Below are 15608 nucleotides of genomic sequence, written 5' to 3' on the forward strand. Positions count from 1 at the left end.
ATATAAATAAAATATAATCAACTAGTAACTTAAATAATTATTATAATATGGAAACATTAGTTAAGAAAAAAGTGCAAAAAATAAATTCGATCGATGGTGTTTTTACCGTTTCAGAAGCATCAGATATTATCAATGCTGTTTTAAATGTGAAAATTAATTTTCATAAATTAAATCGTTTATCTATCACCGAAGGGAACGATAAGGATGATTGTGTCTTTGATTCTGGCAGAATTGCAGAGCTTATGAACGAACAACAAAAAGCTAAAGAGTTTTTGTCTCTAGCTCGAGTAAATGGAAAAAAGTTAAAAATTAAGAGTGTTATTCAAATAGAAACAGAAGATTAATTTGAGAGTGTAAGTTTCTAAATAAAAAAAGGCCACTTTAAAATTAAGCGGCCTTTTTAGTGTTATTTATTTTGTTCTGATTCTGGAGGATATTTTTCCATGATTTTAGATACAAATTCTTGAATTCGAGCTTCTTTTTGTTCCATGTTTTGCGTTAAATAACCGGTTCCCATGCCTTGCCAAACCAATTCTTTCTTATCAGCATCAATTAGGTCTATATAAAGTTGACCTTCGGTACTTGTTGATACATCAGGCTGCATGTTCCAACCCCAGCCCCAACCAGGGCCCATGCCGTAACCGCCCCAACCCCAAGCGCCGTAGCCCCATGAGTTGTTGTAAACGTCAACACGCTGATTTGATTTTGTGAATAAGCTGATAAGTAAATCGGGATCTTCAGATTTTGTGAATCCTTTTTTTAATAATTCCGATTCTATCGCTCTTAAAATTCGACGTTTATCTAAATCGCTAATTTCGGCTTTATCAATACCGTTTTTAAAAAACGCGAAAGTTTTGTAGTTGTCAAAATTTACGGCTTTATCGTAATCTGCAGCCACTTTTACAGAGCTACAAGACGCCATTACTGCAACCAATAGCAATAGGGATAATACTTTTGTTATATGTTTCATAGGACAATTGTTTAAAATGATATTTTTTGTTTAAATCATCAAGAATCGTACCAGTTACAGGTTTTATGGACTTGTAAATGTGTTACTTATTAATAGAATTTGTTTTCTTGTTGTAACCATATGGGCAATGTCTACAACCACTTTGGCAGCAGTAACCCCGTCTTAAATGATATTTTTCAGTAAAACAACGATAGCCCTCTGGTGTAAGGTAGTAATCGCCTTCTTCAATAGGTATTATTTTTTTCATTATCGACAAAGATAGGGTAAATTGAGATAATTACTTATTTTGTAACGTCTATTAACGAAGGTTGTAGGGATGATTCATTTTAAATATTTCAGATAAATAAGTATGGTTTTTATTTCTAATTACCTTATTCCAAAAGGCTACATGGGATTAACTTTATTCCCTTTTATCATTTTAAAGAAGCGACAACTTTTGGATGATGAGGTTTTAATGAATCATGAACGTATTCATTTAAAACAACAGCTTGAAATGTTAGTTGTCCCTTTTTATATCTGTTACGTTTTTGAGTTTATAATGCGGTTAATGTGGTATTTCAATTGGAAAAAAGCCTACAGAAATATTTCATTTGAACGCGAGGCATATTCAAATTAATCGCATTTAGAATATTTAAAACAACGTCCGTTTTGGGCATTTTTAAAGTATCTTCGCAAGTATGATATTTAAGCTTGAAAATAGCATCAATCAGCATATTAAACTTCAAAATAAAGATGTAGAATTACACATCAAGCGTGACGATGCGATTCACCCATTTGTGTCTGGGAATAAATACCGTAAATTAAAGTATAATCTTCAAGAAGCGGAAGAAAATGGCTTTAATACGCTCCTTACTTTTGGCGGCGCTTTTTCCAATCATATTGCAGCGGTGGCTGCGGCCGGCCAGTTATTTGGATTTAAAACGATCGGCGTTATTCGTGGTGAAGAGTTAGAATGCGCTACAGAGAATAATTCCACTTTGAGTTTCGCTAAACAATATGGCATGACATTCAAATTTGTGTCAAGAAGTGATTATAGAAACAAAACCTCAGAAGCTTTTATTAAGGCTTTAAAAAATGAATTTGGTAAATTTTACCTCGTTCCAGAAGGGGGTACCAATACCTTAGCCGTGAAAGGTTGTGAAGAAATTTTAACGGAAGCCGATAAGCGTTTCGATTTTGTTTGTTCGGCAGTTGGAACAGGTGGCACGATTTCAGGACTTATTAATTGTTCAAAACCTAGTCAACAAGTTTTAGGTTTTCCTGCTTTAAAAGGAGACTTTTTACAGCTGGATATTAGTAAATTTGCAAAACAATCTAATTGGGAATTAATTACCGACTATCATTTTGGAGGTTATGCCAAAATAAATGAAGAATTAATCACGTTTATCAATCAGTTTAAAGCCGATTATAACATCCCTTTAGATCCTGTTTATACTGGTAAAATGCTGTTTGGGGTTTTTAATTTAATTGAAAAAGGATATTTTCCTAAAGGATCAAGAATTTTGACCATTCACACAGGAGGCTTACAGGGCATTTCGGGAATGAACACCTTATTGAAAAAGAAAAATTTACCATTAATTGTTTAATGTAATGAAGAGAGTCTTATTAGTTTTAATTTTAGGATGCGTGTTGTTTAGTTGTAAATCAAAAAAACATGTTGTTACTAAAAAACCACATAAACGTACCGAGCGCGTTATTAAAAACCGTAAGCCAATTGAGAATACATCCAAATCTGAAAAAGTAGTATCGAAGCCAACGCCTAAAGTTTTTGCAAGCAATACAGAGGCGTATATTTACGCGCACCATGAAACGGCGCAACAAGAAATGGCGCTCTATAATATTCCAGCAAGTATAACTTTAGCACAAGGCATTTTGGAATCTGGATCTGGGAAAGGCAGGCTTTCTGTTGAAGCTAATAACCATTTCGGGATAAAATGTCACGGATGGAAAGGTGCCAAAATCTATCACGATGATGATGAGGACCAGGAGTGTTTCAGAAAATATAAGGATGCTAAATATTCGTTTAGGGACCATTCGTTATTTTTAAGTGAAAGAACACGTTACTCTAAACTTTTTAAATTAAAAAAAGAAGATTATAAGGGTTGGGCAAAAGGCCTGAAAGCTGCAGGATATGCTACCGATAGAAAATACCCCGACAAACTTATTAGTTTAATAGAACGCTATAAGTTGTATGAGTATGACAAGGCTGTATTAGGAAAGGATTATGTGAAATATGAATTTCCAACTGCGAAAACCCAAGGCACATACACCGTTGAAAAAGGAGATACGCTTTACGGAATATCTAAACGCTATAATTTATCGGTGAAACAACTTCAAAAATTAAATGGTTTGCGAGGAACTACTTTGGATATCGGACAAGTACTCGTGGTAAAACCATAAATAATAAACAGTAATAGTTATGATTTATAAAAGAAGCAGCGCATTATTTGCTGAAGCAGAAAAAGTAATTCCAGGAGGTGTTAACTCTCCAGTTAGAGCTTTTGGAGGTGTTGGTGGGACGCCAATATTTGTAAAGGAAGCTAAAGGAGCATATTTATATGATGAAGACGGAAACCGTTTAGTAGATTATATCAATTCTTGGGGGCCAATGATTTTAGGGCATGCACACCAACCGGTTGTTAAGGCTGTTGTTGAAAAAGCAAAAAAAGGAACTTCATTTGGCATGCCAACTGAGATTGAAACCAAAATTGCAGAACTTGCCGTTTCTATGGTGCCTAATATTGACAAAATACGATTTGTAAATTCAGGAACTGAAGCTTGTATGAGTGCTGTGCGTTTGGCGCGCGGTTACACCGGTAAAGATAAAATTATCAAGTTTGCAGGTTGTTATCACGGGCATTCCGATTCGTTTCTAATTCAAGCGGGTAGTGGAGCAAGTACCTTTGGTACTCCAAACAGTCCTGGGGTAACGAAAGGCACAGCAAAGGACACGCTATTAGCAAAATATAATGATATTGAAAATGTTCAGGCTTTGGTTGGCGCCAATAAGGATGAAATTTCATGTGTAATTATCGAGCCCGTTGCAGGAAACATGGGTTGTGTACCTCCAAAAAATGATTTTCTAAAAAAGCTTCGTGCCTTATGTGATGCCAATAATATCTTATTAATTTTTGATGAGGTCATGACTGGGTTTCGTCTAGCAAAAGGGGGTGCGCAAGAACTTTACAATGTTAATGCGGATATTGTTTGCTTCGGTAAAGTAATTGGAGGTGGTTTACCTGTAGGAGCTTTTGCTGCTAGAGAAGAAATTATGAACTTTTTAGCTCCTCTAGGTCCTGTTTATCAAGCAGGAACTTTAAGCGGGAACCCGTTAGCTATGGCGGCAGGTTTAGCCATGCTTCAAGAGCTGAATCAAGATGCTGAAGTATTTTCAAGGTTAGAAGAAAAAACGAAATACTTACACGAAGGTATCACCAAAGTTCTAGCTCAAAACAACGTGACTCATACTATTAATAGAGTGGGTTCTATGATCTCGGTGCATTTTGATGAAGCTGAAGTTATAGATTTCGATACAGCAGCTAAGGGAAATAATGAATCGTTTAAAAAATTCTTTCACGGACTTCTAAACGCTGGAGTTTATATTGCGCCAAGTGCTTTTGAAACTTGGTTTATTACCGATGCGCTGTCTTACGAAGATCTTGATTTTACTATTGAAGCGGTAAATCAAGTGGCAAAAACCTTGTAATAGGAAAAAGCTAGCATTCTATTTTAAATAAAAAGCCGCATTTTCAATTCGAAAAATGCGGCTTTTATCACTAACTAAACTAAACTAATACTTATCGGTTTCGGTGTTCACCTTTTCTTTTGTTTTGCATCTGGCGTTTACCTTGTTTTTTTATGTTTTTTTTCATTTTTTCAAATTTCTCAAACTGATCCTTGTTTAAAATTTTCTGCATTTTAGCTTTTTCAGCAATTTGTGAATCTAATCTTGCGAGAAGTTTGTCGTAACGTTCTTCGCTAGTTAGCTTTTTAGGTTTTTCATTATTTTTGTTTGCCTTACGTTCTGCCATCATCGCTTTGCGTTTTGTCGATTTTTCAAGATTTAAGGCTTGAATTTGAGATTGCTGAGAGGCCGTTAAGTCTAAAGCCAAAGTCATCTTTTTGGTTTTAAGCGTTGCCATTTGTTCAGCAGTTAAATCCATTTTTTGGTGATGCTTGTTGTGTTGTCTTTTTCCTTCTTTTCCTTTTTCCTGAGCTATACCTTGTAATCCGATAAGTGCAATAGCAATTATTAATATTTTTTTCATCTTCTTTATTTTTTAAAATTATACCCTTAGGACTTGGCCTTTTTAGAAAGGTTTAATGGGGTCACCGATTTTAACGAAGTCTTAACGGTTTTTAAAGGGTTGATTAAAAATGGTTTAATGCTATTAAATCATACATCTAAAAATAACCTTGTTGGTTAGATGGTTTAAAAATGGGGGACTAGGAGGACTATTATACCCATATCCTTATTGTGAAGAAAGAAGCATTATTAAAAGTGTTCTTCGTAATTGAAAAAAATATATTTAATAAATCCTTGTGACTAGCCGTTGCGGTTTTTCGTTAGGATCTGTGATGATTTCAAAGTCAATAACTCCCAAAACGAGTTCTTCTTGGGTAATTACTTCAACCCGCCAAAGCCCTGGTTTAACATTATTCTTATAGGTGTATCCACGATAACCTTCATTTCGACCACCTTTAATTTTAAAGCTAATATTGTCAAAAGTTTGCCATTCATCTCTATTAGCGTCATACCATTGCCACCTGTGAATAATTGATTTCTCTAAAGCTGTTGGAGCAAAAACGGAAGAAAATATATAAACCGGTTTATTTGGCGTTCGAACAAATTTAGAGCGGTAATCTCTCCAGAAGATGAATTGTTTTTTCTGCTCGAAAGTTACTGTGTATTCATTGTTTTTAACCTCTATATCATGTGCAACAATACCTGTTTGTAACGCCAGTGGAACTGGGGGGATTAGTTTGAAATGATAAAACACATTAATTGTAACATAAATAGCAAGTATTAATGATATCAGTTTTCCTAAATGCACTTCTGCTCTTGTGCTTGGGCTCTTTCTGTAAATAATGGTGATTAAACTAAGCGTGGCTCCGAGGCTTATAAGTCCTGAACATATAAAAATAAGATGTCCCATGTCTCTTAGAAAAACGGGAATCATAAAAGCAAAAAAGGTAAAGCTGATAAAGTAATAAATACTAAACTGTAGATACTTATTAGAAATTCGCTTTTTTAGAAATTCGTTAGCCAGAAAAAGGGCCACCAGAATGACAAAAAAAGAGGCTGTTTTGGATAATGAAACACTTCTGGAAAAGTAAATCACGTAGGCGCTTGAAAGTCCTCCAAAAAAAAATTGAATCGCTAAAGGGAAGTATGCCTCAAAGCGACCTAAAAACGTATTTTTCCATTTGCCATCATCAGCTAAGTTGAACAAGTATAGGGTAATAGTTAATGCAGACATGTGTAAACACAATACAGTAAGGTCATATAACCTATCGATACGGCCAAGCGTTAAGGAGTCAAAAATAAAACCACCTATAAAGAATAGGATAGGCGCATATTTCTTGTTTTTTTGAAGAAATCTAGGCAAGGCACTATTTCGAATTTTTACAATGTGGCGTTTCATATCCAAACTTAGGTCGAAGCAAAAATAGTTTTTATACCAATGTAACTGTATAATGTCGTATTTTTAATTTGAATTATTTTTTGTTCAGATGAAATATAAAATTCAAGCACCTGCCTACCGGCAGGCAGGTAGCCTTAGCTACTGTTTTATTTTATATTGAAATATGGGCGAAAAAGAAACAAATTATATGCAACATTATATGGTTAAAATGGTATTGTAGTTGAAATGTATGTGCTTTAAAAATAAAAAGGACTTCAAGCAAAAACTTGAAGCCCTTTAATAAATAAAATAAACACTGTATTTACTGTTTAACTAATTTAACAGTATGATTTTGCCCTGAGGCATTAGTAATTCTAACAAAGTAGATGTTGGCAGGTACATCAGAAACATCATAGTTTTGGGTTTTACTAAAGTCACCTGTAAATTGTTTAACCAATTGTCCTGTAACACTGTAAAGTGATACTTGTGAAGCCGCTTTATTAATTTTAAAGCTATTTTGGGTAGGGTTAGGGTAAACGGTGAAGTTGTTTTTCCAAACATTATCATTAACACTTAAAGTATTAGCAGGCATGTTGCCGTAAATTTTAAATGTTCCGGGTTGTAATGTCACTGCATTTGTGGCTTGAACCGTTGTGTTACCAGAAGCGTCCATTAGGTCGTGCCATGTACCATTTGTTGTGAAATTTGGGTCTACAGTAATTGCTGTCGTGTCAAAATTTGAAATGATAATAACGTCATTTAACTGCGAGCTTGGTAAGTTTGTATCAAAAACACGGATTCTAGGGTTTAGATCTCCCGAAGTAATTTCATAATCCCCTTCAAAAACTGCTTCGTTAATTTTTAATGCGTTGATACGTGACCAGGTGTCGTAAATCGATTTTCTATTAGTATCTCCTAACCAATTGTCAGTCCATTGTGGCTGTGGTTTAGTATCTAATTTACAAGAATCATCAGCAGAAACAGTGCCGTCATTACATGTAAATATTGAGTTGTCCATACCTAAGGCTCCAAAATGCCAAATCATTTTAGGTCCAGGAATTGTTAATGAAACGGCGCCCATAGCCTCCATTCTGCTTAGGGATGTCATTAAGTCTTTAACATCGTAAGCGCCATTGCTTGCGCCGTACTGAAGGTTTTTATACATCAAACGCTCTTCATCATGACTTTCTGCATAACCTACCAGTCGTGGAGATTTAAAACCTCTGTCTTTGTAGCCCATGCGGCTAATATCAGAGTTTGGAGCAAACCCCATAGTTAATTGGTTGTACGGGTTCGTCATTTTTCCCCAAAGCATGATGCCTTTATCTTCAGCTTCCCTATAGTTAGCCCAACTTTGTTCTTCCAAGTCGCCCCCTAAGTGTTCGAATATCACATAATGAGTAGCGTCTAAACTCCAGGAATAATCTGCATATTGTTTTAAAATAGCTACACGATCTGTTCTGTAGCCATTGGTACAGGCTTCATCGTTTGAAGTACATTGTTGAGTGAATCCTTTAGTTAAATCCCAACGGAAACCATCAATATTGAATTCGGAAACCCAATGGTTTACTACGCGTTCAACGTAGTATTGTGTTCTTGGCTGTTGGTGGTTAAAATCCATACCAACATTATAAGTATGTTTGGCTTCTTCGTTAAAATACGGGCTTTCAGAACTTGGGGCACCCCAACCATCTCCATCACCATCTTTCATCCACATACGTACCATTGGGTTTCTACCGTAGGCGTGATTTAAAGCGATGTCTAATATGACTGCAATACCATTTTGATGGCATAAATCGATAAACTCTTTGAATTTATCCTCAGTACCATAAAATTTATCTAGAGCCATATGAAAAGAGGTGTTGTATCCCCAGCTTTCGTTGCCTTCAAATTCCATAATAGGCATCAGTTGAATAGCATTAATATTCAGGTTCTTAAAATAATCTATACGATCTATTAAATCCTGAACGTTTCTATCACTATCGAAATCACGAATTAATACTTCGTAAATAACTAAATCTTCTTTTTTAGGTTTATTGAAATTTGTCACTTGCCAACTATAAGGTGTTTTTCCTGTTTGTAACACCGTAACTTCTCGTTCTTGTCCGCTAGGGTAGGCTGGAAGGTTAGGATAGGTGTTTGCTGAAATATAAGGATCGTCAAAAGGAGATAAAACTAATGTAGAAAACGGATCGGCCGTTTTAACCATGACAGGTGAATCTGTAATAGGTGTTTCGTCAACCACCCAATATTGATAGGTCTCAATTTTTTGAGAAGTTAATCCTGTGAGTTCCAACCAGAATTTACCAGAACTCGGATCTTTTTTCATGGCATACGCCGAAGAAGGAGACCAATCATTAAAACTTCCCGCTACATAAACAAAATCTTTAAGAGGCGCGTCTAGCACCAGCGTAGCTTTCGTGGCATCTGATGGATTATAATTAATACCATTTTCTAAGCCGCTCGGCATGGCTTGAGAAGCTGTACCAGGGTTTAATAAGGCTGAAAAGGATTTTGTTCTCGTATTTTGTCCTTGTGTTACTGTTAAAATATAATCTTGATTTGTAGTAATGTTACTATGTGTGAAAGTATATGAGCTGATTCCTGATTTTGAGTCTATAGTGCTTCCGTTAGCGGAAAGGCTATAGTTTGCATTACCACTGGTGTTTGATGCAGAGATATTTAAACTGCTGCCAGAAGCTAAAATAGACGTGCTGTTTTCGGAAGGTGCATTTAGAGCGACTTGAAAGCTTCCAACGCCGATTTTGAAATCGGAACAGCCAGTCGCTTTTAATTCTTGATTCCCTGATGCATTTCTAAAAACCATGCCCATTTTTGTAGCCGAATTCGCTTGAGCATCGCTTAAACTATAATAAGATTTTGGAGTAATTGTGATACTCCATTTTCCATTACCATTGTTGGTCATTTCACCAACGCCATCATCTTGTCCCCAATTACCAACAGCTCCATATCCCCATGGGTCGCTATCTGTTCCAATGCCGGAATGCATATAGACTTTTACAGGGTTGCTTAAACCGTTACAATTAGAGGCAGAGCTTGTGATGTCTACAGTAATAGTTACTGTTTCTGTCGTGTTAAACGTTACTGGATTAGTTGTAATTTGGGCATAACTAAAATAAGTAGCGGTTAAGAGTAGAAAAGAAAGTAAAGTTTTTTTCATCATTTAATTCGTTTTGTCTATTAACAAAAAAGACTATGAGAATTCATAGCCTTTTTTATTTAAGAGTGTTTTAATTATTGAACAGGGATTAAAACATATCCACCATCTAAGTCGTTAAACCAAATGTTGTAAGTTCCTGCCATTACCGGAACATTAGTGCCATCTTGAACTCCAAATCCACTAAAAGCGGTGTCAGATCCCCAGTTTGAAGCCCAATCGTCTTCAGCTCTAAATTTTAACTCACCATCTTTTAAAGTGACATCATTGATGAACCAAATATGTGGATCAAAATTAGATTGTGTCATATCTGTATCGCTATTCCATTCATCGGGAGTAGAATCACCAATAATACCAATAGTATTGAAAATAGGTGCTGCAGAAGCATCGTAATCTACAAGCGTGTATGTCATATCCGTGATGTTCATATTGAATTGGTAATAACCACTAGTTGGGATTTTGAAGGCGTCAGGATCACTTCCCGTGCCATCATTTACACCTAATGTTCCTGCAGATCCTCCCCATTGTGGAGACCAATCAGCAACTTCCAAAAGTTTAAATCCTTCAACAGAACTTCCGCCATTAAAATAACCAACGTATGAATAGATGTTTTCATCCAAAGGGTCTCTTGTAATAACAGGGTTGTTATTATCAGGGTTCCATCCTGGAGCTGTAGCATCACCTACTAAAAACAAGTTTCTAAAAGTTGGTAGAGCAGGTGCTCCTGTGTCCTCTAACATGACTAAGGTTAAAGATTCACCAGTAGAAATCAATTCAGTATCAGAGTCTGTACCAGCAAAGGCTCTAACTCTAAAGACTACAGTACCTGTGTTGGGCATATCGTCTGTAGAAGGATCGCTATCTAAACCTGCTTCTTCAGCAATTGTAATTAGCTCACCAATAGTAACGACATAGTTGTTCTCACTTGTTGTGCCTACAACTTCTACATCGGTAAAATCACCTAAGATAGAGCGTTGTATTTCATATGAAATATTTGTAGGTGTTCCAAAATCTGCACTTTCCCAGGTAAATCGTTCACCAATGTTGCTTGATGCAGCTGGTGATAATAAATATTCTGGTAAGAAGGAGTTTGTGAACTCTAAATCACCTTCAGGTTGAGCGATGTAAGTTAAATGGTCATCTTCAGTACAAGCACTTAGCGCTAACATGCTCACTATAAATAGTGTTATTAATTTTATATTTTTCATTGTCTTAAAAGTTTTTAGTTAGTAACCTGGATTTTGTATTAAGTTAGGATTAGTTGAAATGGTATTATTTGGAATTGGAAAAATGTTTCTAAACGGATCTGTTGATGTACCGTTTTTTTGATTGGCTTTAAAAGGCCATAAATAATTTGCTGTTGTAAAGAAATTGTAACGTACTAAATCGGTACGTCTTTGGCCTTCCCAATACAATTCTCTAGAGCGTTCGTCTAGTACAAATTGTAAATCGAGGTCTGCCGCAGAAATATTTCCTGAAGCATCACCATAAGCACGTTCTCTTAATTGGTTAATTAAAGTTACAGCAGTGTTCATGTCGCCACCGCCACCTCTTAATGAGGCTTCAGCATAGTTTAAAAAGATTTCTGGAAGGCGAATAAGAGCCAAATCGACATCTGTAAACTCACCTGTTTTATCGTTTCCTTGCTCACCATTCGAGTCGATGTTTTTAAACTTAGTACATGCGTAACCTTCACTAAATTGAGGGATGCTTTCAATTTCTAAATTTTGACCATCAGTATAGAACATACCACGTTGATCTCCAGTTTCAAATTTGTTTACTAGGTTTTTAGTAACACGGTTACCACCCCAGCCTCCGTTTACTCCAAATTCTGTTGGATCCATAGTTCCGCCAATGGCAGCATGGATTAAGAAAGTAGAACCACCGTAGGTTGTCGATTGTTTTCCATCAAAATTTACTAAGAAAATAAATTCGTTTTGTGCACCGTTAGAGTTGTTGTCGGCTAAGAATAATTCATCATATGCCGTTCCGTTTCCGTTCGCATCAACTGTATTAATAGCGTACGATGAGTTGATAACATCGTTTGAGTAAGCCACACAATCACTATATCTATCTGTTCCTGTCCATACATCTGCATTTAAGTATAATTTAGACAGTAATGCCCAAGCAGCAACCTTATCGACACGTCCGTATTCGTTACCTTTTGCATCTGGAAGTAAATCTTTAACTTCTAGTAATTCTGTTTCAACAAAATTAAAAAGTTCTGTTCTGCTTGCCTGCGAAGGAAGGTCTGTAGTAATTTTTGTTACTAAAGGCACGCTTCCGTAGAAATCTATGAGATTATAATAGGCGAATGCTCTTAAAAAACGAGCCTCAGCAATAAAAGTTTGTGCTTCAGCATCAGATAGACCTTCCGCATTTGTGATAAAAGAGTTGCAAAATGATACTTGTTGTGCTAAACGTAGGTACATAGCACCTGTGAAACTGTTACTACCCGTCCAGTACATACCATGTAAATCAGGTAAACCACTATCTCCCCAACCTACAACACCATGATCGGTAGTAAGTTCGTTAAGGTTAAATAACATACGTGTGTATTGAGAAAATCCTTGCTCAATATCTGTAATATCGGCATTTCCGCCATCGCCACCATCTTGACCGGTTAAGGCTAAACTGGCGTATAGTTTGGCCAGAGCTCCTTTTGCTTCGGTGGCATTAGCAAAAACATCTTGTTCTGTGAAACTATCTGGATCAATTGGAAATTGATCTAAATCGCCATGACATGATACCATGAAAAACGAGATAGTTAAAATTGGAATAATTCTGTTTATTATATTTTTCATAATTCAATTTTTAAAATCCAACATTAAGTCCCAATACTATTGTTCTAGGTCTTGGGTAAAAGCTATTGTCTATCCCGCCATTAATTTCAGGATCTAAACCATTGTAATCTGTAATGGTTAACAGGTTTTGAACAGAGCCATACAATCTAATTGAAGCGTCTTTAACGGCATCGTTTAGCGTGTAGCCTAATGTGATGTTATCTAACTTAAAGAAAGACGCATCTTCGATAAAATGACTGCTTAAGAAATTGTTGTCTGTTTGGTTTTTAAAACCAGTGTATAAATAATCTGAGTGGATGTTCCATAAGAAATTGTTGGTTGTTGGAATAACCCCATTTAAGTATGAATTTCCTGAAGCTACGTTGTTATAAGCATAGTTCCCTATGTTAGCTCTTGTAATAATTGCTAAATCCCAGTTTTTATAAGTAAGATTTGTGTTTAAACCCATAATCACATCTGCATACGGGTTTTTGTGAACGTATTTATCGGCATCATTAATTACGTTATCTCCATTTCTATCTACAAAAGCACCTTCGATAGGTTTTCCATTATTGTCATAAATTTGTTGGAAAACATAAAAGCTATACGGTGCTTCACCTTCGGTATGTAATTGAATGTTGTTACCAACGCCTCCGCTAATACCTCCTGTAACTTGATCGAAAGGTAAATCTGTAATTTGATTATCGTTTAGTGCGATGTTATAGCTAACCGACCATTCAAAATCATCAGTTCTTACAGGAATAACATTGATAGCAAATTCTACCCCTTTGTTTTCCATGTCGCCTATGTTTTTGTCGATACGGCTACCAAAGTTGGTAAAAGGATCTACTGAAGCAAAAGCGATTAAATCTTTTGTTTGTTTAATATATGCGTTAAATGATCCAGATATTCTTCGGTTTAATAAACTATAATCTAAACCTACATTTAATGTGTTACCAATTTCCCAACGTAAATCTGGGTTGATAGGATCTGGTCTGTATGTTTGGTAAAAACTATTACCAAATTGGTAGTTTGCATTAGATTGACTTCCTAAATAACGCGTCAGGAATTGGTAGTCACCTAAACCATTAACGTTACCAACTTCACCATAACCAACTCTTAGTTTTAATTCGTTTAATACCGAAGAGTCTTCTAAAAAGTTTTCGTTATGCATGTTCCAAGCTAAAGCCACAGAAGGAAAATAGCCCCAACGGTTGTCTGGATTTAATTTAGAAGAAGCATCGGCTCTTAAAGTTGCAGTAAGTAAGTATCTGTTGTCGTAACCATAGTTAAGTCTGCCAAAGTAAGATAAAAGCACGTTTTTACTTTTGTCTATAAACTCATAAGTATTGCCGCGTTCTTCAAGCTCACTGTCGTAGCTATAATTGTCGTATTCAAATGATTGATACGAGTAACCACCAACAACAGTTAATTTGTGTGCCTCATTAAGTGTTTTGTTGTAAGTAAGATAAGCATCAAATAAATTGTTAGTTGATTCATTTCTAAAGCTGGTTCTAGCACCGTTCCAAGTAGGATCTGTTGTAGGCATCAACTCTGAGGTGATCACACGACCATGACTGTTTGATTTGTCTAAAGCCGCATTAACAGTAGCTGTTAGGTCTGGAAAGAAATGTAAATTATAGTCAAACTTAGCATTACCAATAAACCTTCTTACCTCGGCAACATCGTCTTTTAAATTTAATAGAGCCACTGGATTGGTATTTGCTAAACTTGGTTCTAATCCTGTAGCAGGATCAATCCACGAAGAATATCCGCCGTACGGCAAGCTAGAATCGTAAATTGGCTGTGTTGGGGCATAACTATTAGCCGAACTAATAGCATCACGGTTTCCAAAAGCATTTTCAGTGTAGGTACCTCTTGCGTTTAATTCAATTTTTAAATGATCATCAAATAATTTAGGCGTTAAACTAAGGGCTCCCGTGGTTCTTTTAAAATTATCACGTTTCAAGATTCCTTCAAAATCAGTATATGAAATAGAAGCACGCATTGGTACTCCAAAAGCTTTCCCTGTAGCACTAAAAGAATGGTCTTGCCCAAAAGCACTACCATAAATTTCATCTTGCCAATCGGTATCATAATCCTGTAGTAAGCTTAAAGTTGTCGCATTGGCTTGTGGATGATTCATAACAATGTTACGAAATTCGTCTGCGTTTAAAACATCTACTTTGTCTATAGGAGACCCTACCGAAGTTAAAGAGCTTAAATTGAATTTGAAGTCGCCGTCTTTTCCTTTTTTAGTGGTAACGATTATAACACCATTCGCAGCACGAGATCCATAAATTGAAGTTGCCGAGGCATCTTTTAATACGGTCATGCTCTCGATATCGTTAGGGTTAACCATATTTAATGGATTTCTAGACCCTCCAATACCGCCTTGATCTAAAGGAATACCATCAATTACAACTAAAGGATTATTGTTTAGTGATAACGAGCTGTTACCACGAATTCTAATCTCTTGGCCGTCGCCAGGAGCTCCACTGCTAGAGGTTACAGAAACCCCAGCTACTTTACCTTGAATTAACTGAGGCGCCGAAACTACGGGGCCTTGATTAAAATCTTTGTCTGTTACAAGGTCGGCCGCACCTGTTACGTCTTCTTTTTTTACGGCACCATAGCCAATAACGACTACTTCATCTAAAACGGAGGTGTCTTCCACCAGTTGAACATTTAGAGGTGCTTGTCCACTATAAGTGATTTCTTGTGTAACAAACCCCAGATAGGAAAACTGTAATACATTGCCTTGGCTAACAGACAGTGAAAAATTTCCGTCGAAATCGGTAACAGTACCTGTAGTGGTCCCTTTAACAATAATATTAACACCTGCTATGGGGATATTAGTATCGGTCTCCGATACCATTCCTGTTACGGTGCTTTGCGCCAACACGAAGGCTGGAGCAAAAAACAGTGTCAGTAATAAACTATTTATAATTGTTTTCATACGATCTAATTAAGTTAATTGTGATTTAGTTTAAGTTGGTAGAATATATTTTTACTTCTCGAGGTTAAAATTATGTAAATGAAATGTTAAATAT

At 36.1% G+C, this 15608-nt stretch carries 13 protein-coding genes; 5 read left to right on the forward strand and 8 right to left on the reverse strand.

What is annotated here, in order from left to right:
• Positions 1 to 47: 47 nt before the first annotated feature.
• Entirely contained in the window at positions 48 to 344 is a 297-nt protein-coding gene (locus tag KO493_RS14425) for a hypothetical protein (RefSeq protein WP_216068690.1), read from the forward strand.
• Between the two features lie 62 nt (positions 345 to 406).
• Here KO493_RS14425 and KO493_RS14430 read toward each other — a convergent pair whose 3' ends face one another.
• Together KO493_RS14430 and KO493_RS14435 are read right to left on the reverse strand one after the other, a co-directional pair.
• Positions 407 to 970, reverse strand: a complete 564-nt coding sequence (locus KO493_RS14430; protein ID WP_216068691.1) for a DUF4136 domain-containing protein — start codon at positions 968 to 970, stop codon at positions 407 to 409.
• Between the two features lie 82 nt (positions 971 to 1052).
• Entirely contained in the window at positions 1053 to 1217 is a 165-nt protein-coding gene (locus tag KO493_RS14435; protein WP_216068692.1) for a DUF5522 domain-containing protein, read from the reverse strand.
• Positions 1218 to 1358: 141 nt separating this feature from the next.
• Here KO493_RS14435 and KO493_RS14440 point away from each other — a divergent pair, with 141 nt between their 5' ends.
• The 4 genes from KO493_RS14440 to hemL all read left to right on the forward strand — a co-directional run bounded on the left by KO493_RS14440 (position 1359) and on the right by hemL (position 4676).
• The gene (locus KO493_RS14440; protein WP_354667442.1) at positions 1359 to 1586 is read left to right on the forward strand and encodes a hypothetical protein; all 228 of its coding nucleotides are present in this window, start codon (positions 1359 to 1361) and stop codon (positions 1584 to 1586) included.
• Between the two features lie 61 nt (positions 1587 to 1647).
• Positions 1648 to 2556 carry a 1-aminocyclopropane-1-carboxylate deaminase/D-cysteine desulfhydrase gene (locus KO493_RS14445; protein WP_216068694.1) on the forward strand — a complete coding sequence of 303 codons (909 nt, stop codon included), beginning with the start codon at positions 1648 to 1650 and terminating at the stop codon, positions 2554 to 2556.
• A 4-nt stretch (positions 2557 to 2560) separates the two neighbouring features.
• On the forward strand, positions 2561 to 3370 hold the full coding sequence (locus tag KO493_RS14450; RefSeq protein WP_216068695.1) for a glucosaminidase domain-containing protein: 810 nt from the start codon (positions 2561 to 2563) through the stop codon (positions 3368 to 3370).
• A gap of 19 nt (positions 3371 to 3389) precedes the next feature.
• Positions 3390 to 4676, forward strand: coding sequence for a glutamate-1-semialdehyde 2,1-aminomutase (gene hemL, locus KO493_RS14455; RefSeq protein WP_216068696.1), 1287 nt, complete (start codon positions 3390 to 3392; stop codon positions 4674 to 4676).
• A gap of 91 nt (positions 4677 to 4767) precedes the next feature.
• On the opposite strand, the gene KO493_RS14460 is transcribed toward hemL, so the two are convergent.
• From KO493_RS14460 to KO493_RS14485, 6 genes are all read right to left on the reverse strand, one after another.
• On the reverse strand, positions 4768 to 5238 hold the full coding sequence (locus tag KO493_RS14460; RefSeq protein WP_216068697.1) for a hypothetical protein: 471 nt from the start codon (positions 5236 to 5238) through the stop codon (positions 4768 to 4770).
• A gap of 261 nt (positions 5239 to 5499) precedes the next feature.
• On the reverse strand, positions 5500 to 6615 hold the full coding sequence (locus tag KO493_RS14465; protein WP_216068698.1) for a DUF2914 domain-containing protein: 1116 nt from the start codon (positions 6613 to 6615) through the stop codon (positions 5500 to 5502).
• Between the two features lie 301 nt (positions 6616 to 6916).
• Positions 6917 to 9778 carry an alpha-amylase family glycosyl hydrolase gene (locus tag KO493_RS14470; protein WP_354667443.1) on the reverse strand — a complete coding sequence of 954 codons (2862 nt, stop codon included), beginning with the start codon at positions 9776 to 9778 and terminating at the stop codon, positions 6917 to 6919.
• Between the two features lie 71 nt (positions 9779 to 9849).
• Complete coding sequence (locus KO493_RS14475; RefSeq protein WP_216068699.1) at positions 9850 to 10980, reverse strand: SusF/SusE family outer membrane protein; 1131 nt, start codon at positions 10978 to 10980, stop codon at positions 9850 to 9852.
• A gap of 18 nt (positions 10981 to 10998) precedes the next feature.
• Positions 10999 to 12576, reverse strand: a complete 1578-nt coding sequence (locus KO493_RS14480) for a RagB/SusD family nutrient uptake outer membrane protein (RefSeq protein WP_216068700.1) — start codon at positions 12574 to 12576, stop codon at positions 10999 to 11001.
• A 10-nt stretch (positions 12577 to 12586) separates the two neighbouring features.
• Positions 12587 to 15514: a SusC/RagA family TonB-linked outer membrane protein gene (locus tag KO493_RS14485; protein WP_216068701.1), complete on the reverse strand. Its 2928-nt coding sequence runs from the start codon at positions 15512 to 15514 to the stop codon at positions 12587 to 12589.
• Positions 15515 to 15608 lie beyond the last annotated feature (94 nt).

Origin of the sequence: Pseudotamlana agarivorans (assembly GCF_018860245.1) — a bacterium.
In the GTDB taxonomy this organism is placed as follows: Bacteria; Bacteroidota; Bacteroidia; order Flavobacteriales; family Flavobacteriaceae; genus Pseudotamlana; species Pseudotamlana agarivorans_A.